At 46.9% G+C, this 18,615-nt stretch carries 14 protein-coding genes and 1 other annotated feature; of the genes, 4 read left to right on the top strand and 10 right to left on the bottom strand.

Translation table 11 applies throughout. From position 1 onward, the window contains the following. Window positions 1-2: 2 nt before the first annotated feature. The 3 genes from ACWXW9_RS08790 to ACWXW9_RS08780 form a co-directional block, all read right to left on the bottom strand. Complete coding sequence (locus ACWXW9_RS08790; RefSeq protein ID WP_494929093.1) at window positions 3-1,826, bottom strand: DNA repair helicase XPB; 1,824 nt, start codon at window positions 1,824-1,826, stop codon at window positions 3-5. Window positions 1,827-1,982: 156 nt separating this feature from the next. Next, window positions 1,983-2,411 carry a CBS domain-containing protein gene (locus ACWXW9_RS08785; RefSeq protein WP_494929092.1) on the bottom strand — a complete coding sequence of 143 codons (429 nt, stop codon included), beginning with the start codon at window positions 2,409-2,411 and terminating at the stop codon, window positions 1,983-1,985. A gap of 90 nt (window positions 2,412-2,501) precedes the next feature. Next, a complete protein-coding gene (locus ACWXW9_RS08780; protein ID WP_494929091.1) occupies window positions 2,502-3,707 on the bottom strand; it encodes a M20 metallopeptidase family protein in 1,206 nt (401 codons plus the stop codon). A 254-nt stretch (window positions 3,708-3,961) separates the two neighbouring features. Here ACWXW9_RS08780 and ftsW point away from each other — a divergent pair, with 254 nt between their 5' ends. Beyond that, window positions 3,962-5,224 carry a putative lipid II flippase FtsW gene (ftsW, locus tag ACWXW9_RS08775; RefSeq protein WP_494929090.1) on the top strand — a complete coding sequence of 421 codons (1,263 nt, stop codon included), beginning with the start codon at window positions 3,962-3,964 and terminating at the stop codon, window positions 5,222-5,224. A 222-nt stretch (window positions 5,225-5,446) separates the two neighbouring features. Here the strand turns inward: ftsW and ACWXW9_RS08770 are convergent, their stop codons facing one another. Next, window positions 5,447-5,812 carry an Asp23/Gls24 family envelope stress response protein gene (locus ACWXW9_RS08770; protein WP_013310912.1) on the bottom strand — a complete coding sequence of 122 codons (366 nt, stop codon included), beginning with the start codon at window positions 5,810-5,812 and terminating at the stop codon, window positions 5,447-5,449. 192 nt (window positions 5,813-6,004) lie between these two features. Here ACWXW9_RS08770 and cax point away from each other — a divergent pair, with 192 nt between their 5' ends. Next, entirely contained in the window at window positions 6,005-7,075 is a 1,071-nt protein-coding gene (cax, locus tag ACWXW9_RS08765) for a calcium/proton exchanger (RefSeq protein ID WP_494929089.1), read from the top strand. Window positions 7,076-7,375: 300 nt separating this feature from the next. Here the strand turns inward: cax and ACWXW9_RS08760 are convergent, their stop codons facing one another. The 5 genes from ACWXW9_RS08760 to ACWXW9_RS08740 form a co-directional block, all read right to left on the bottom strand. Beyond that, window positions 7,376-7,666: an Fpa/YlaN family protein gene (locus ACWXW9_RS08760; protein ID WP_134913606.1), complete on the bottom strand. Its 291-nt coding sequence runs from the start codon at window positions 7,664-7,666 to the stop codon at window positions 7,376-7,378. A gap of 141 nt (window positions 7,667-7,807) precedes the next feature. Further along, entirely contained in the window at window positions 7,808-8,050 is a 243-nt protein-coding gene (locus ACWXW9_RS08755; protein ID WP_134913604.1) for an HPr family phosphocarrier protein, read from the bottom strand. An 89-nt stretch (window positions 8,051-8,139) separates the two neighbouring features. Then, the gene (locus ACWXW9_RS08750; protein ID WP_044649318.1) at window positions 8,140-9,255 is read right to left on the bottom strand and encodes an aminopeptidase; all 1,116 of its coding nucleotides are present in this window, start codon (window positions 9,253-9,255) and stop codon (window positions 8,140-8,142) included. A gap of 76 nt (window positions 9,256-9,331) precedes the next feature. Further along, on the bottom strand, window positions 9,332-10,183 hold the full coding sequence (locus tag ACWXW9_RS08745; protein WP_494929088.1) for a hypothetical protein: 852 nt from the start codon (window positions 10,181-10,183) through the stop codon (window positions 9,332-9,334). Between the two features lie 156 nt (window positions 10,184-10,339). After that, entirely contained in the window at window positions 10,340-12,325 is a 1,986-nt protein-coding gene (locus ACWXW9_RS08740) for a sensor domain-containing diguanylate cyclase (protein ID WP_494929087.1), read from the bottom strand. A 436-nt stretch (window positions 12,326-12,761) separates the two neighbouring features. On the opposite strand from ACWXW9_RS08740, the gene rpsD reads away from it, so the two are divergent. Further along, a complete protein-coding gene (gene rpsD / locus ACWXW9_RS08735) occupies window positions 12,762-13,361 on the top strand; it encodes a 30S ribosomal protein S4 (RefSeq protein ID WP_025684247.1) in 600 nt (199 codons plus the stop codon). Window positions 13,362-13,809: 448 nt separating this feature from the next. On the opposite strand, the gene tyrS is transcribed toward rpsD, so the two are convergent. After that, window positions 13,810-15,063 (bottom strand): tyrosine--tRNA ligase, encoded by a 1,254-nt coding sequence (gene tyrS, locus ACWXW9_RS08730; RefSeq protein WP_494929086.1) that lies wholly within the window; start codon window positions 15,061-15,063, stop codon window positions 13,810-13,812. Window positions 15,064-15,128: 65 nt separating this feature from the next. Continuing rightward, window positions 15,129-15,397: a binding site (T-box leader), on the bottom strand. Between the two features lie 135 nt (window positions 15,398-15,532). Here tyrS and ACWXW9_RS08725 point away from each other — a divergent pair. Next, a complete protein-coding gene (locus tag ACWXW9_RS08725) occupies window positions 15,533-18,556 on the top strand; it encodes a transglycosylase domain-containing protein (RefSeq protein WP_494929085.1) in 3,024 nt (1,007 codons plus the stop codon). Window positions 18,557-18,615: the final 59 nt, after the last annotated feature.

The raw sequence follows: 18,615 nt of genomic DNA, 5'->3' as shown, positions 1-18,615 counted from the left end.
GATCACGCCTCCCTTTTCTTTCCGCCAGTTTCAGCCTCATCATCCAGGTTCCCGATAACCTCCCCCGAGCTAAATCTGCAAATCGCATATTCATAGCCCTGCTCAATCAAAAACAGTTGACGGCGGGCTGCAAAATCCGTCTCCTTGCTGTTCTCCGTCACCAGCGCATAAAAATAAGCCTTATTTTCACCAGTCTTGGGTCGCAAAATGCGGCCAAGCCGCTGTGCCTCCTCCTGACGGGAACCGAAGCTGCCTGATACCTCAATAGCCACGGCCGCATCCGGCAAATCCACAGCAAAGTTCGCCACCTTGGACACCAGCAGGGTCCGAATCGTACCATTGCGGAATGCATCGAACCACCGCACTCGTTCTGTCTGGCTCATTGACCCGGTTATCAACGGCACGTTCAGCTTCTGGGCCAATGTGCGCAATTGATCCAAATATTGCCCGATAATAAGCGTAGGCTTGTCCTTGTGCTGCTGCATCAGGCTACGCACGGCTTCCAGCTTGGCCGGATTTTCGGCGGCGATCCGGTATTGCTGCCTGCCTTCAGCACGCATACTACGCTCCAGAAGCGCAGCCGACATGGGAAGCCGCAGCTCCACACAATCAACCTGAGCGATCCAGCCCTGTCGCTCCAGCTCTTTCCATGGCATGTCATACCGCTTCGGTCCGATCAAGGAGAACACATCCCGCTCACATCCGTCCTCCCGAACCAGCGTCGCGGTTAAGCCCAAACGGCGGGTAGCCTGAATATCCGCCGTTGCTCGAAATACCGGCGCGGGCAGCAAATGCACCTCATCATATACTATCAGCCCCCATTTGCGCTCGCTCAGCAGCTTCATATGCTCAAATTCCCCATCTTTGGTACGGCGGTGCGTCAAAATCTGATAGGTCGCCGCCGTAATCGGACGCACTTCCTTTTTCTGTCCACTGTATTCTCCAATGGAATCAACAGGAATATCCGTCTTTAGCTTCAATTCCTCAATCCATTGCCGAACAGATGTGGTATTGGAGGTTAAAATAAGCACCTCGCACTGAAGCCGCTCCATAACCGCCATACCGATCACGGTTTTTCCCGCTCCACATGGAAGCACCAGTACACCGCTGCCGCCCAGACCGTCTGCCCCCTCAAACGCTTCAGCCGCCTCCACTTGATAATCACGAAGCTTCAGCTCCGTTTGTCCCTGACCCAGAGAAAAACGAAGCTGATTCCCCTCAAGATAGCCTGCTGTATCAATGACCGGAAAACCAAGACGGGTCAGTTCCTGTTTGAGCAATCCCCGATTTTCTGGCGGAACCGACACGGTCACTTCACTGTCACGAAGCAAACCAAGCTGCTCAAGATCCTGTTTGAGCAGCAGTTCATCCAGTAAAGCCGGACTGTCCGCCGTTAGTATCAAGCGGTCAACCGCTGCACCCCTGTGAGTTGTATCCGTCTCCATGCCTATAGTTACATCTTTCTCTATACTGTTCAGATCAGCAGTATCCGTGCTGTAGCGCCCCTCTTTTTCTGCTCTCGCCCGTGACAGCGTCAACGTCCCGTAACGGGAAACGAGCTGTTCAATATCCTTTAACAAATCACGGGGAATATCCCAACGGGACATGGAATGTAGACTATTTTTAACATCCGCGGCACTCCACCCAAGGGCAGCCGCATTCCACAGAGACAATGGAGTGATGTGATATGTATGAAAAGCGGACGGGCTTTTAACCAGCTCCGCATAGACCTGCAACTGTGAACGTGCATGCTCCGAAGCGGGCAGTCCGATTTCCAGCAAAACGGTAAAATCGCGTTGTACAATACAAGGGTGATCCGGATTCATAATTACCTCCCGTCAATCTATAACGCATCATCTTAAAATCTATATAACAAACAGTTTATCCGTTTATTCGCAGATCAATCGGAATAGCAAGAAGTCCAACCCGTATCGTATACGGGTTGAACTCCTTGTCATCCAGGTCTATCCTTGCTTTTTTACCTAGTGAACCTGCTCGGAAATATGGCTAAGCGCCTCTCCAGCGTTGTCTGCAAAAATATTACGTACGGCCAGATCTCCAATCGAAACAATCCCGATCAAACGATCCCCTTCCGTTACGGGCAGACGACGAATTTGCTGCTCCGCCATCAGCTCGGCTGCTTGATCCACCGACATGTCGGCTTGAGCTGTACGGATACCTGTCGTCATCACTGCGTCGACCGAACTAGAGCCGGAATGCTTGCCCGCATAACCGCGAACGACAAGGTCACGGTCTGTTACCACACCAATAAGCTTGTCACTGCCTTCGCTCTCCACAACCGGGATAAAACCGGTGTCGTTATCCTTCATTTTGAGCGCAATTTCATAAATATTGTCTTGCGGGGTAACCGTTATACATTTTTCAGTCATAACTTCCTGAACCTTTTTCATGGGTACTCCCTCCTTTTCAAGAGTAGGGTACCCCATTTCATTCTGCTCATACGCCGAATCAGCTCATCCAGATTCAGCTCACGTTAGCTGTTAGCGGCTGGAATTTTCTGTTTTTCGCTCCGCAGCATATCCGGTAGACATCGCAATAAACAAACGAACCGCCTTAATCATCGCGTCCTCGTCAAAATCAAACTTAGGATGGTGATGCGGATAAATGGCTCCTTTAGCAGGATTACCCGCTCCCACGAACATAAAGCAGCCCGGTACACGTTCCAAATAATAAGCAAAATCTTCGGCAGGCATCAGCTTCGACGCTTCCTGAACTTTTCCCTCTCCAAAAACAGGTACTGCTTCCTTAAAGAAACGCAAAGCTTCCTGCGCATCATTTACAACAGGCGGGTATCCCATAATATAACGGGTATTGGCTGTTGTTCCGTAAGTTGCCGCTGTAAGCTCCGTAACCGCATGCAGCCGATCCTTCATCACCGTCCGGGTTTCCTCGTCAAACGTACGGATCGTTCCACTCAGGCGGCATGTTTCCGCAATCACATTTTGCGCAGCTCCCGCTTGAATTGTTCCCACCGTCAGCACAGCAGGCCGCAAAGGGTCCACTGAACGGCTCACGATGCTTTGCAGCTGCATAACAAGAGCTGAGCCCGCTACCACACTATCATGGGTGGACTGAGGCATACCGCCATGACCACCCTTGCCCGTAATTTCAATATAAAAATCGTCCGCCGCCGCCATCAACGGCCCTGCGCAACTCGCAGCCGTTCCGACCGGAAACGGTGTCCATAGATGGATGCCATAGATAACGTCCACACCTTCCAGCACACCATCCTTCAGCACATTGACCGCGCCGCCAGGCAACAATTCCTCCGCAGGCTGGAACAACAACCGTATTTCTCCTTCCAGCTCATCCCGATGCAGACTGAAATAGTAAGCCGTTCCGAGCAAAACGGACGTATGCCCGTCATGTCCACATGCATGCATGGCTCCGTCTACGCTGGAACGATATTCGCACTCTTTTTCATCCTGAATGGGAAGAGCATCCATATCGGCGCGCAGCATCACAACAGGCCCAGGCTTGGAACCACGAATGGTACCGACAACACCATGCCCTCCTACATGACGGTGAACCTCAATCCCCCAGCTCTCCAGCTTGTCCGCTACAAAGGCTGCGGTTTTGCTTTCCTGAAAAGAGATTTCGGGATTTTTATGTAAATATCTGCGCCACTCCACCATATCGTCCTGTAGCTGGTCAAACCAGCTCTTATCTGTCGCATGTTGTGTCATATTGCTCCACCTCTCTTTTACAACACCGGGCAACTTCCCGATAAATCTTGCAGATTCATAACGTATGTGCCACTGCTCTCAAACCTTTATTTTGTATTCTATTGTAGCAGATATGGAATTATTGCGATATCCGTTGCTGTATGGAGGTTGCAGAAGCCCTCCAAACATACTATGATTAAATGGATAAACGATAAAATAATAATGATAAACGTCTGCGAGGCATACACTTGCAGCGAATACCGGGGGAAGCTGATATGAGAAATACGAAGCCGGAGACTCGAAGAAGAGGCACACCGGATTTCCAATTGCTGATCCTCACCTTGTTGCTGGTTGGATTCGGTGTAATCATGGTATTTAGCGCCAGCTCCAGCGTAGCTCTGCTGAATAAAGATTACAATTTTGACTCTTTATATTTTGTGAAGCGTCAAGCTGCGTTTGCTATACTTGGACTTTTCATCATGTTCGTAGCTATGAATATTAAGATGGAAAAATATAAAAAGCTCTTCGTGCCCTTGTTTTTTATCACCATTTTACTGCTAGTCATCGTTCTTTTTACAGGCTCTCTCAACGGCGCAAAAAGTTGGATTAGACTTGGTGGCGGCCTTAACTTCCAGCCAACCGAGCTTGCGAAAATATCCATTATCCTGTACTTATCCGCGCTGATTGTCAAAAAAGGGGATCGCTTTAGAGATTTACGAACCGGCTACATACCCGTGACGGTCATTGTAGGCTTTGTTGCAGGACTCATTATGCTTCAACCGGATTTTGGCTCCTGCTTCATTCTGGTAGCCACCAGTGGCCTGATTATTTATGCTGGGGGAGCCAGTGTCAAGCATATTATGGCTTCGATTGGTCTGCTCTTACTGGGCGCTGCCCTCGTTTTTGGTGTAGGCTCGTTGTTTGGAGGAAATTCTGGAACAACAGACGGACAAGCCACAGCCAAGCAAGATTATAAAATCGGACGTTTTCAAGCCTTTCTAGATCCTACGGAAGATAAACTGGGGACTGGATATAATCTGGTGCAATCCTTACAAGCTATAGGGGAAGGCGGAATAAGTGGGTCGGGATTCGGCAAAGGTATTATCAAGCTTCACTATTTGCCTAACTCTTTTAATGACTTTATTTTTTCCGTAATTGGTGAAGAATTCGGATTCATTGGAACAGCGATATTCCTGATGTTGTATCTGTATTTTATTTGGCGAGGGATGATCATCGCCTTGCGTTGTCATGATCCGTTTGGGACGTTGGTAGGTACAGGTATTATGGGACTGATCGCTATCCAGGCGTTCATTAATATCGGCGGCGTAACCCAGACTATTCCAATCACCGGGGTCACGCTTCCTTTTATCAGTTTTGGTGGATCGTCCCTTCTTGTTACGATGTTCTCCATGGGAATTATGCTTAGCATCTCCCGCGAAAACACCAAGCAGGCAGTACAGGAACGTACCACAGGAGTAGCAGTTAGGACCGAAGTCCCTAATCGTTTTCAAACCCGGAGAGCCAACCGTTCCCGTTAAAAAAAAGAACTTCCCAGATCACCGATAATGGTGGTTTTGGAAGTTCTTTTGTATATGTATATACATGTGTTCAATCTGGCGGAATAGGCTGCAGCTTATCTACAAACAAAAACTGGCGTTTCTAAAAATCGCCAGTTTTTGTGTTCTCATTCATATCTTCGCGGGGAAATCCCCTGCATGTATAAACTGGCGAAAAACGTCGATGTACCCACCACGTCTTTTTTACACCGCGTCGTCCTTGAAAGCGACACCCTCTACTTTTACGTTCACTTCCACAACCCGCAGACCTGTCATGCTTTCGACAGCTTCCCGCACATTTTGCTGAAGAATTCGGGACACCTCATGAATCGGTGTTTCGTAGAGCACAATAATGCGAAGATCAATGGCAGCTTCCAACTGTCCAACCTCCACTGATACGCCTTTTTGCACATTTTTACCACTCAGCCTTTTGGCCCAGCCTTCGGATAAGCCGCCTGACATTGCAGCAATACCGGGCGTCTCCAGTGCGGCCATCCCCGCAATTTTACCTACGACATCGTTGGAAATCTTGATGTTTCCTGCTTCCAGTTGTTGAATTTGCTCTGCCATGACCTATGTCCCCCTTCATCCATCCTTTATTTGTATTGTAAAGCCTCAACCACTGCAATTGCAAACCTTGCGTATGAAAAATAACTTCCGTTTACAACCTATATCATTTTGGGTATATTATTTTAGAAAATCCATACAAGTGACAGCATTCACCAAACTTGTACATATCCTTCGATATCGAGGTGCACTTCATTGAAAAAATGGTTATCTCCCAGCTTGCTTATCGCAACCTTTGTCCTTAGCGCAGTTGCTCATTACACACATTGGAACGCGATCGCCCAATTCGTCATTTGCGCAATCTCTGTCGTGTTCGTAGCCGGGTTTCTCGGCAGAGCCACCGAAAGCGTAGCACATTATGCAGGCCAACGTCTGGGCGGATTTTTGAATGCCACCTTTGGCAACGCAGCCGAACTGATCATCGCCATCTTTCTCGTCAAAGAAGGTCTTTACGATATGGTGAAGGCGAGTCTGACCGGCTCAATCATCGGCAATCTGCTGCTGGTGCTTGGAGCAAGCCTGTTCGCTGGCGGATTGAAATACAAAGTGCAAAACTTTAATGTATCGCTGGCTGGTTTAAGCGGTTCGTTGATGATTGTGGCGGTCATTGCCCTGTTCGTTCCGGCTGTATTTCTAAATACACATGTCATTACGGATAGTGAATCGGATACGCTCAGTCTGATTGTCGCGGGCACACTGATTGTGGCTTATATTGCGTGGCTTATTTTTTCGATGATTACGCACAAAGACTACTTATCTGACGTGACTGAACAAACGGATCAAGAATTGCCGCATGAGCATGCTCCAGTGTGGTCCAGAAACAAATCCATTAGCTACCTGGTAATCGCTACCGTCATGGTCGCCTTTGTCAGCGAATGGCTTGTCGGAACACTGGAGGTATTCACGATCCAGTTCGGACTCAGCGAATTGTTCGTGGGTGCATTCCTCGTTGCCATTATCGGTAATGCGGCTGAACACAGCGCAGCCATTTTGCTGGCGATGAAAAACAAAATCGGCGCATCTGTCGAAATCGCAGTCGGCAGCAGCCTGCAAATTGCGCTATTCGTTGCACCTGTGCTGATTTTTGTCAGCTACTTCATGGGAAATACAATGAATATCGTTTTTACTACGATTGAGCTGGTCGCCATTGCCGTCGCTGTATTTATCGCCAAATCCATTACTCAGGACGGCTCAACCAACTGGTATGAGGGATTGATGCTGCTGGTTGTGTATGTTCTGTTAGGTGTATCTTTCTTCCTCGTGTAAACACCTTTCAAGGCTTTAAAATGTGCATTAGAATAGTAGTGACCACTTCATGCTTCGTTTGAGCTTCTGATCACTGTTGCCCTTGGGTTTTTTAAGATGATATAACTCCTTAAACGGTTAAAATTCAAGGGCAAAGGTGAACGCTTACGCTTCTCCAGATTCAAATGAACCGCTACGCTGCTGCTATCTCCTGAAAGAACATTATAAAAGATAGGTCGACTCGTTCCCATTTCATATGTAAAGGCATCAAAAAAAGCATGCTCTCGAACTCCGCATGCTCTCATCAATGAAACCGTCTTTCTAATTGGCCTTATTGTTCATAGCCTCATATAGAATAGCCAGATTGCGTTCCAGCTCACTGACCAGCTGTTTACCTACCATTTCCGGAAGAAGGCCGGCGCGAACCGCGAAATCCACTTCCTTGGAAAATCCGTACATCTGAGTATCCAGCACTTCCTCATAGAGAGGGCAATAACGGGTTGCCAGATTCTCCATCTGTACTTCAATAAGCTTCTTTATTTTATCTGCGTCATCTTGAAGCAGATTAATAGCCTTAATATTCAATTGTTCCTGCAAATCAGATGAAGTCATGGATTCTTCCCCCCTATCTCTCAATGTCGCACAAGACGTTCTAACCTTAATATTAGACCAAATTGCAGGCTAATACAAGAACCTGACAAAAAAAGCATCCCTACAGTTACAGGTAGGGATGCTTTTGATCCAAGAATGTAGTCAGGAGGCTACCGATATGTGTAGCCCGTGCTTCTGGAACACTTCAGTGATCGCTTTCTTGGCTTCCTCCGCGTCAGGTCCATGAACGTGCAGCTCATAGCTGTGGCTGCTGACTAATGTCGTAAACAAGCCAAGTATACTTTTCACATCAATATACTTATTTTCGGAATGAAGGACGATGGAAGAAGTAAACTTGCTCGCTGTCTGTGCAATTTCAACAACCGCCGCGTTATTATTAGACATAGAGATCCCTCGCTTTACTGGATTATCATGTATCATTACTCATCCATTATAATACATTGAAATCGCTTTCTCAGCAAGGATAGATATCGTTATTTCAAGTTCTCGGGATTTAACGGCTCCAGCTCAGGAAGTACAAAAATGCCATCCTTGCGGATCAGAACATCGTCAAAATAAATTTCACCACCACCGTATTCCGGACGCTGAATCAAGACCAAATCCCAATGGATCGAAGAACGGTTACCGTTATCTGCTGTTTCATAAGCTTGACCCGGCGTGAAATGCAAGCTGCCTGCGATTTTTTCGTCAAACAGGATATCCTTCATCGGATGCAATATATACGGATTGAACCCAATTGCAAACTCGCCAATATAGCGTGCTCCCTCATCGGAATCCAAAATATCGTTTAACCGCTTCGTATCATTACTCGTTGCTTCTACAATTTTACCATTCTCAAAGCGGAATTTTACATTTTCAAAGGTGATACCGTTGTACAGCGTTTGTGCATTATAGCTAATAGTTCCATTAACGGAATCTCGAACAGGGGCGCTATATACTTCGCCATCTGGAATATTGCATTGACCGGAGCATTTGATGGCGCCGATTTGCTTAATAGAGAAATTCAGATCTGTGCCCGGTCCGCTAATCCGCACCTTATCTGTCCGGTTCATCAGGTCAGCCAGCGCATCCTGCGCCTTATCCATTTTCGCGTAATCCAGATTACACACATTGAAATAAAAATCTTCGAACGCCTCTGTGCTCGTATTCGCCAATTGCGCCATGCTGTCATTCGGATAACGCAGCACTACCCATTTCGTATGCTTCACTCGCTGCTCGCTATGTACCGCATGCTGATAAATCGAATTATACAATTTCATCTTGTCTTCCGGCACGTCTGACAGATCATTGACATTTTCACCAGCGCGAATCCCGATGTAGCAATGCATTTGTTTCATCCGGTTAAGGTCTATTTCAGCCCAGGTTTGCACCATTTCCTTTGTCGCATGACGAAGCATGGCGCTCTGTACCTTACGATCAGTAAGCTGAACGAAAACGTTGCCGCCTTTTTTGCCTACCTCATGAATAATGGCGTTAAGCAGGTCACGCTCTGTACCGATCATTTCAACCAGCACGTTCTCACCCGGCTGTACCTCAACAGAGTAACCTACCAGATTTTCTGCCAGTTTAAGTATTCTGGGATCTTTCATTTGTTGTCTCTCCTTCTCTGTTACATTCTTTTTGAACAACGGTTAATTCGAAGTCCATTGTATCATGTCCGTTGCGTTACTTGTAGCCCTCAAAAGCAACTCTGGTAATCAGAGCTTCCTCATGCCCCTCTCCATTTGCCTTCTGCCGCGTAATTTTGCATTCCGACGACAACTTCAGGGGCAAGCCTGTTTGGCGGTCTATCGTCAGATGATACACAGCATGCACATCAGAATGTTCTAATTGGCTACTCATATCCTCGCGACTCTGCGCCCATATTCGATTCAGTTTTTGCTGCACCTCTTGATTCTTCCCGTTCTGCTTCATGTTTGCTTGCAAGAGGTGAGGATTTATGGCATCCATTTCTTTCATTAAACGGTCTTTCAACCATCGCTTGGCTGAGGACGATTCTGGCTCAATCCTCACTACCCAGGTTCCCCGCGCGGCCCCGGCCTCTATACGAATGGTTTTATTCAATGCATTCAGTTCCTCCATCTCCTGAATCGGATTAAAACGATTTAACGTCCCTACTCCATTCATAGCTATACGACTGGGTGTAACGGCAATCCATTTTCCATCCAGACGAAGAAAACGCTCCTGTATTACCCCATCCCCGGATGCGCCTTGTTTGAGTGCAGCATAGCTTGATTGCTTGTTAAAAGCCCCCGCAGAACTCCAATGCATGGTCAGTTCATCGTGGTTGCTCACCTTACCATGATATGCGAACTGTTTATCCACCAGCATACCATTCCTGGTTATGACACCAGCCTGACCTTTGAACGTTAACGTTTCTTTGCCCGCTATCCCTGCAACGGCTCTTTTAAAAATCTGATCCGGTGCATTTTGCTGTTCTGCAAGTGTACATCCACTTAACGAGCACATCGTGAGCAACATACAAACCAGCATATTCCATTCTCTTCTCCAATGCATCCAATCATCCGCCTATCATATCCTGATATAACCTTACCATTGGGTAAGGGCTGTACTTCAGGAAAACTACGTTATTTTTATAACTACGATTAGGGTTTCCTGACTACAAAAGGTTATGCACAGCAAAAAAAGAGAACATTCCATAAGGAACATTCTCTAGGCGTCGCCCACATGATCAATAACAATCCGGTTGCGACCTTCATTTTTCGCCTCATACAATGCCATATCCGCCCTGTAAAATAAAGATTCAATGCTGATCTGCTCATCCAGCCAGTTCCATTCAGCAATCCCGCAGGAAACGGTCACCTGAGGCTGGGTTTCATGTTGTACGCGATAGCGGATTTTTTCCGCATACTCCAGCGCCTGCTGTACTCCAAGCTGCGGCAAATAAATTGCCAATTCCTCGCCGCCCCATCTGGCACATACATCCTCGCTACGGGTCGCCGAACGAACAATATCACTGACATTTTTCAATATTTGATCACCTGTCTGATGCCCGTATGTATCATTCACCTGTTTGAACTGATCAATGTCCACCAAAATGAGAGATCCGCAAAAATCTTTCTCCTGATGTCTCTGAATCACCTTGTCCACATAATGACGTACATACAGACCTGTTAGCATGTCCATATTGGCCAAACGCCGTACCTCAGCATGCAGCATGGCATTTGTTACCGCCAAACCGATATGGGGGGCCAGCATTTGCAACATTTTGTAATTATCGTACGAAAAAAAGTGAGGGAGCTTGCTGGACAATAAAATAGCCCCTCTCGGTGTACCGCTGGTTTTCATAGGTACCGCCATCAAAGAAAGGGAATCGGTCATATCCATAAAATCGGAGGATATCTTCCCTTCCTTTCTGTAATCTGACACGATGACAGGCTCTCCTGTTCTGCGTATCAGCCCTGCAAACCCATCCTCGCCAGAGTAACTGTGCAGCCTTAAACTTTCTACGTTGCTTGACGTGACCTTAAAGCAATTTCCTTCCTGATCGAGTTGCACAATACAGCAAAAGTCAGCCAAGAACATTTTCAATAATTCCTGCACAGCAAACTCGAATATTTCGTTCAGCTTAAGGCTTTGATTCAAGCGCTGAACCAGTTCATTAATGAGACGCAACTCATGGATGAGCACATTGGATTGCTCCAGCAGCTTTGCATTTTCAAATGCGGTGCCTGCTGTGTCCGCCATCATGGCGATCAGCTCCACATCCACTTTCTTCATGCTTTCGGCACCTGATGGAAGAATCATATGAAACACACCATATACCCCTTGCTTGCCACGTAAAGGAATGCCGATTTCAGTCATTTCTCCTTCTTTGCCTACAGGCTCATTTACAGCCATTTGGCCTTTCATAAATGCACGCACACATACATCCTCGTCCCGCTCGTGCAACAACAAAGGTTTGACTTGCGGATTACGACTGTGCCGATCCTGGCTCATATATAACGTGATATCCACATGCGGAAACAAGTAAGCTATGCTGCCAAATACCTCGTCCAGCACGCCTTCAACATCAATTTTGTCATGCATTCGCTTTACAATCTGAAATAAAATAGAGCGTCGCCTGCCATCGCGGTCGCTCCGGTTCTGCATCCCGAGGATATCTTCCATAAATATATACTCAAATCTCGTATAAAAGCAGGATCTAAAATGCAAAGTTGCAGCCAATAATGCATCCTGCTCAGGAACAGAATGTTGAGCAGACAGTGTAAAACGAAGAGCAGCAAAAGCCTCACCCTTATGATTACGGCAAAATACAGGAACCATGTACACAAATGTAAGGCTTCCGTCCCGAAGTTTGCGTTGACTTATTTCCATTTCTCTGGACAAGCGGCAACGTTCGACCAGCTCCAAATCCTCGTCATCATCCTCTTCCCTACCTGCAACCCGAACACCTGTAAAATTAAAAACGGCGGATTGTTCTTCATTAACCCACGATATACCATTGCTCTGCTGCAACCAGTTCCGATATCCTTGGACAAGAAGCTGATTAATATAGGGGAAATCAAATGGTGTCATATCCATGTTTTGGAGCCAGGCAAAAGACGTATATTCTTTATCATCAAACAGCGGAGCACCGCTAGCCTGGGCTGTTTTACCGTCAAGCGTTTGCTGATCCGTTGTTGAAAAGTCCGACATATTAAGGCGCTCCTTTACAGCAAAATTAGCTGTACCAAGACAGCGGCTACGCACCACTATAGCTTATAATATGATCTATTTTACTCTTAACTCCAGAAATTTGCATCCATTTTTCAGAAATTCGTCCCACTTTTTTAGTTCTAAAGCCCTATCGACAAATTTTGACGTTTTCATTCTTTTTCTCTTCTTGACATTGACCCACTATTACATATAGTATATATTAATGAAAAAGTCTGTACGGCAGAACTATCTACTGTGCGGATCTTAAATTTTGGGCGTAACAGTTTGTGTCACCCTCATCTTATTTGTTGCTAACAGGACAGCGGCTGAACTTTTCTGTTAGTAGTGCGCATCACCTTGGTTGGTAGCGCCGAACAAATTGGAGCGCAAAGAGAGCCCCAACTCAAATTTTAATTATGAAGGAGTTAACTCTATAATGGCACGTTACACTGGTCCTAAATTTAAATTGAGCCGTCGTCTGGGAATTTCCCTGAGCGGCACAGGTAAAGAATTGAAACGCCCTTTCCCTCCGGGACAACATGGTGCAAACCAACGGAGAAAAATCAGCAACTACGGTATGCAGCTTCAAGAAAAACAAAAGCTGCGTCACATGTACGGCTTGGGTGAAAAACAATTCCGCACTCTGTTCAACAAAGCTCAACACATGCACGGTATCGCTGGTGAGAACTTCATGTTCTTGCTGGAAAGCCGCCTGGACAACCTCGTGTTCCGTCTTGGCTTTGCTAACTCCCGTGCAGGCGCACGTCAATTGGTAGCACACGGTCACGTTACTGTGAACGGTAAAAAAGTTGACATTGCTTCTTACCAAGTAAGCTTGGGCGACGTGATCGGTCTTCGTGAAAGAAGTCGTTCCCTGTCTTCCATCAAAGAAGCTTTGGAAAACCGCAACCACTTGGCAGCTTACCTGGAGTACAATGACGCAGCTCTGGAAGGCAAATACATCCGTTTGCCTGAGCGTGGCGAATTGTCCCAAGATATCGACGAAAAACAAATCGTCGAATTCTATAACCGCTAATCCTTGTGATAGCATCGAAAAGCACCCGAACCTCGTTCGGGTGCTTTTTCATGTTACTGTAGCGTGCAGCTTGCAACATTTTATTCGATCGGTATATAAACTCAATCGCACACTGTATTCTTTTAAAGTAGTCCATACGATCCTTCCCCGTACTTGTTATGGTTTGACGATTCATCCACCAAGCGAATTTAGCAAGACTTCGTAATCCATTATGTACAATCCTGCACATGCTTGTTTGATCATTTGTGCTAAGTTTACCACGACCTTTTTACTTCAGTAGAAATAAAAACAACGCAGAGACACTATGCATGTCTCTGCGTTGTTAAAATAAAGGTGATTAACGGCGGGCAACAACGAAGCGGCCTGATTTAAATCTGGAGAAATCCAGCGATGTAGACTAAATCGAACGCAGGACTACCTCTCTCCCGCCATATATCTCACATTTTTATCAGCCTAGCTTGATTTTGGCGAACTTCCGTTTACCCATTTGCACAATATCGCCTTCCTGCGGCGTGTATGCTTCGTTTATATCGGTCCATTTCTCTTCATTAATTTTGACCGAGCCCTGCTGAATGCTGCGTTTGGCTTCACCATTAGAAGCCGCAAAGCCCAAATGAGTCAGCAATTGGATGACACGGATGCCGCCATCTTCCAAATGATCGGCCGTCAAAGTGAACTCTTCAATATCGTCAGGCAGCGCTCTTTGCTGGAATACAGTCACAAAATGCTGCTTCGCTGCTTCCTCCGCTTCCTTACCGTGATACATACGTACCAACGTTCCGGCCAGCTTCATTTTGGCGTCACGCGGATGCACTGAACCGTTCTTAATGCCTTCCGCCAGCTCAGCCAGTTCCTCATTGTTCAAATCTGTTGCCAGCTCAAAATATTTAAGCATCAGTTCATCAGGAACCGACATGGATTTTCCATAGATTTCGTTCGGCTCTTCATCGACACCAATGTAATTGCCCAGACTTTTGCTCATCTTCTGCACGCCATCCAGCCCTTCAAGCAGTGGCAACATAATGGTTGCCTGTGGCTCCACTCCGTATTCCTTTTGCAGAGTTCTGCCCATCAGCAAATTGAACTTTTGATCTGTACCGCCCAACTCAATGTCGCATCGGAGTTCCACGGAATCCATCCCCTGCATCAACGGGTAGAAAAATTCATGGATGCTGATCGGCAAGCCGTTTTGGTATCTTTTCGTAAAGTCATCCCGTTCCAGCATACGTGCGACAGTTACTTTAGCGGCCAGCGTTACCACATCGGCAAAAGACATGGGAGCCAACCAATGGGAATTGTAGTATACCTTTGTTTTTTCGGGGTCCAGAATTTTGAATATCTGCTCCTTATACGTCTGAGCATTTCGCTGGACATCTTCCTCAGTCAGTTGCTTACGAGTTTCCGATTTGCCTGTCGGATCACCAATCTTGCCCGTAAAATCACCGATGATAAGTTGTACCTGATGACCAAGCTCCTGAAACTGGTGTAGCTTATGCATAACGACCGTATGCCCGATGTGAATATCCGGCGCCGATGGGTCAAGTCCTAATTTAATTTGAAGCGGCTCACCGCTAACGACCGATTTAATAAGCTTACGCTTCAGCTCGTCCTCCGGTACAATTTCTGCCACACCACGTTGAATCACATTTAATTGACGTTCCACCTCTACCTGCTGTTCAGGCTTCAACTCTTCCCACTTCATCCTGTATACCTCCTATTTTTATCCAAAATATTACATATTAAACAAACCAAAAAGCCCCTTTCATCCCAAGGGACGAGAAGGAGCTGCTCGCGTTACCACCCTAATTAAAGAAACGTATGCCAAAGACAAGCGTTTCTTTCACTTCATTCCTATAACGGGCCTACACCCGGTACTGGATTACTATAGTCAGCTTCGCAAATCTGCAAAAACTACACCATTCATCCAGACAGCTCCAGACAGTAATTCAAAGGAGGGTCGTTACCGATTCGCACCACCCATCGGCTCTCTGCACAACGTGATTCCACCTTCTACTGAAGTCTTTCTCTGCTTTTCACGATATTTACTTTGATTTATTTATAACACACCACTTTTATAGAGTCAACGACACCAAAAGACAGGCTTTTTAGCATATGGGTTCATTTTGTAATTTTATGCTATAATAATGGCTGTTATAAAGGAGGAAGACTTAATGGTTGAAGAAAAAAACAATGTGTCAGAGCCAAAGCCTTCCCGCTTACGGACATACATGCGAAGGCTCGGCCGTGTCATAAAGTGGGTCGTCATCATCGGTTTTATGGGAGCGCTGTTTGCAGGAGGAGCCGCAGCCGGCTATGTAGCCTCTATTGTGAAAAGCGAGCCTGTGCGCTCCAGATCCATGATTGAACAGGAAGTAGACAAAAATGCAATTACAGGCTTCGCTTATTTCAATGATGGCTCCCCTATCGGACAGCTCCGGACAGAAGAAGATCGACGTCCTGTCACGTTTAAGGAGATTCCGCAACTCGTCATTAACGCAGTCATTGCTATTGAAGATAACCATTTTTACGAGCATAAAGGTGTGGATCTATCGGGAACGCTGCGGGCTATAAAACAAAAAGCCCTGCATGAATCCGTACAAACCGGGGGAAGCACCCTGACCCAGCAGCTTGCCCGTCGTGTCTTTCTGAATCTGGATCGCACGGATGACCGCAAGGTCAAGGAAATTTTGCTCTCACTGCGCCTTGAGCGATTCCTGAGCAAACAGCAAATTATTACGGCCTATCTCAATAAAGTACCTTTTGGTAACGGATCGAGCGGTTATAACGTCTTTGGGATCAAAGCAGCGGCCAAAGGTATTTTTAATGAGAATGATCTGAATAAGCTGAATGTGGCTCAAGCCGCCTATCTGGCAGGTCTGCCACAGCTTCCTTCCTCTTATTCCGCTTACAACGGTAAGGGTGAATTTAACGAGTCCGGCTTTAAAAGGGCGATCAACCGCCAGCACCTGGTACTTAGCAGGATGCTAGAGGAGAACAAAATCAATCAGGCACAGTATGATGAGGCGATGGCTTTTGATATCAAAAAGTCGCTTGCTCCACGCACCGTTAAAGCCTATAACACGTATCCGTATCTTATGATGGAAACGGAACGACAAGCAGCGCAGGCACTCATGTCGGTCACAAATCCGGGTCAAGCGGCCAATGCCAGCGCAGATGCCAAAACCAAGGATGATAACGATTTGCTCAAAGAAGCTGAACAGCAGCTTCGAACAGGTGGTTATATGGTATACACCACTATTGATAAAAGCATCTACAAGTCGATGCGCCAAATTGCAGAGAACAAGAATAATTTCTCTTCCACAAGTAAAACCAAGGGAGACGAGCAAGCGGCTGCGATTCTTATCCAGCATAAAACAGGCGCGATTCTCGGTATGATGGAAGGCCGGGATTTCCAAAAGGAACAGATGAATTATGCGACCCAGATGGTACGCCAGCCGGGATCGGCTATGAAGCCGATTGCCGCCTATCTCCCTGCATTGGACAGCGGTCTCGTGCAGCCTGGCAGCATCGTGGATGATGCACCTATTATTTTGAAGGATGGCAGCAATGGGTATCACATCCCGAAAAACGCCAATAACCGCTATCAGGGGCTGGTTACGGCCCGTTATGCGTTGAATCAGTCACTAAATACGATAGCACTCAAGTTGTTTAACGAAAAAGTAGGTATCAGCAAAGCTTGGGATTTTGCCAAGAAGCTAGGCATTACCACCTTGGAACCAAGCGATAACAATGCCCAGACAGGTGTACTCGGCGGCTTGGCCCACGGAGTCACAGTCGAGGAACTGACAAATGCTTATGGTTCGATTCCAAATGGCGGTGTATTTAATGACGCCTACATGATTGAAAAGATTGTGGACTCGCAAGGCAATATTGTTTATAAGCATCAGCCTAATCCTGTACAAGCCTTTACACCACAAACCGCCTATCTGATGACGGATATGCTGCGTACAGCCGTGTCGGAAGGTACAGGCAGACTGGTGAAGCGTAATTTCGATCAAGCTGGCAAGATTCCGATTGCCGGTAAAACAGGCACTACACAATCCTATACCGATGTATGGTTCGAGGGCTTTACGCCTGACGTCACACTGGGTGTATGGGTTGGTTACAAGCAACCTGTCAATAAGCTCGAAACAAAAGCACAAAAAGAGCGGGCACGTCGCCTTTGGGCGCAAATCATGAATGAAGTGACCGCAAAGGATCCGAATCTGTTCCAAACTGACAGCTTCAAGCGACCAGACGGTATTGTAACAAGAACAGCGTCCGCATACGGTTCGGATATTTACAACAGTAAGTATCCACCCAAAAACAGCGAAAATGGTGTCACTCGTGCCAAATATATTACCTATCAAGGTGTCAATTACATTCCACGGGACGGTACACCGGATGACATGTTGAACGAGCGGACCGTTAGTAAACGGGAAAAGCCGATTTCAGAGCTGATTAAAGAGCTCCAGCAAGCCTTTACGGTGATGAGACGACATAATTCGTTGTCCTACTATCTGCCTCAGGATGCAGATAAGGCGGCTCCTACCCAGATTGATCCGCGTAAAGACGATGGAGCCGATCCTAGTGCTCCGTCTAACGTTAGCGTAAGCTATAGTGACGGCAAAGCTATGATCAGCTTTAGCCCAAGCGGAAACAGCGATGTCGTAGGATACCGCCTATATCGTTCTACGGATGGGGGCAGTTTCCAACGGCTTGGCAAGGTCGTCATGGCTGACGGCTCTAAAGTGTTCTCTGACAGCCCGGGTGGCAGCAGCTCCAGCTACTACGTAACCGCCGTTGATGTAGGTGGACATGAGTCAGGGCCAAGCTCCCAAGCAAGTGCAGCACCTGTAGTGCCACCTGTTGATCCTGGGAATCCAGTTGTACCGGGTGAAGGAGATGGAACGGGTGCGCAGCCTACGGAGATTCCTACCGCTCCTGGGCAGCCTCAAGCGAAAGCAGCAGGCTCTGCCGTAGCGCTCCAATGGAGTGCAGGAAAGCCTGCGGATGCGATTACGGGCTATAAAGTGTATTACAGTGAAAGCGGTGCGGAGCCTTTTACAAACATCGGCTCCACCGCATCCACCAGCTTTCAATATAAAGCGGGCAGCAAACCGAAGGGTTGGTTCCGCATCACTTCCATGAATGCCTTGGGGGAATCAGCTCCTTCCGGAGCCGTTCGTCCATAACAGCTCACAACAGCAACAAAAAGGGAGTCCCTCAGCCATCACGGCTTTGGAGACTCCCT

This window comes from Paenibacillus sp. LT-B23, from assembly GCF_059417685.1.
The sequence above is the reverse complement of the archived record's forward strand: the minus strand, read 5'-3'. Positions and strand labels throughout refer to the sequence as shown.

Coding starts and splice junctions, on each gene's coding strand:
- ACWXW9_RS08790 (WP_494929093.1), bottom strand. CDS start 1,826: ATGAATCCGGATCACCCTTGTATTGTACAACGCGATTTTACCGTTTTG.
- ACWXW9_RS08785 (WP_494929092.1), bottom strand. CDS start 2,411: ATGAAAAAGGTTCAGGAAGTTATGACTGAAAAATGTATAACGGTTACC.
- ACWXW9_RS08780 (WP_494929091.1), bottom strand. CDS start 3,707: ATGACACAACATGCGACAGATAAGAGCTGGTTTGACCAGCTACAGGAC.
- ftsW (WP_494929090.1), top strand. CDS start 3,962: ATGAGAAATACGAAGCCGGAGACTCGAAGAAGAGGCACACCGGATTTC.
- ACWXW9_RS08770 (WP_013310912.1), bottom strand. CDS start 5,812: ATGGCAGAGCAAATTCAACAACTGGAAGCAGGAAACATCAAGATTTCC.
- ACWXW9_RS08760 (WP_134913606.1), bottom strand. CDS start 7,666: ATGACTTCATCTGATTTGCAGGAACAATTGAATATTAAGGCTATTAAT.
- ACWXW9_RS08755 (WP_134913604.1), bottom strand. CDS start 8,050: ATGTCTAATAATAACGCGGCGGTTGTTGAAATTGCACAGACAGCGAGC.
- ACWXW9_RS08750 (WP_044649318.1), bottom strand. CDS start 9,255: ATGAAAGATCCCAGAATACTTAAACTGGCAGAAAATCTGGTAGGTTAC.
- ACWXW9_RS08745 (WP_494929088.1), bottom strand. CDS start 10,183: ATGCATTGGAGAAGAGAATGGAATATGCTGGTTTGTATGTTGCTCACG.
- ACWXW9_RS08740 (WP_494929087.1), bottom strand. CDS start 12,325: ATGTCGGACTTTTCAACAACGGATCAGCAAACGCTTGACGGTAAAACA.
- rpsD (WP_025684247.1), top strand. CDS start 12,762: ATGGCACGTTACACTGGTCCTAAATTTAAATTGAGCCGTCGTCTGGGA.
- tyrS (WP_494929086.1), bottom strand. CDS start 15,063: ATGAAGTGGGAAGAGTTGAAGCCTGAACAGCAGGTAGAGGTGGAACGT.
- ACWXW9_RS08725 (WP_494929085.1), top strand. CDS start 15,533: ATGGTTGAAGAAAAAAACAATGTGTCAGAGCCAAAGCCTTCCCGCTTA.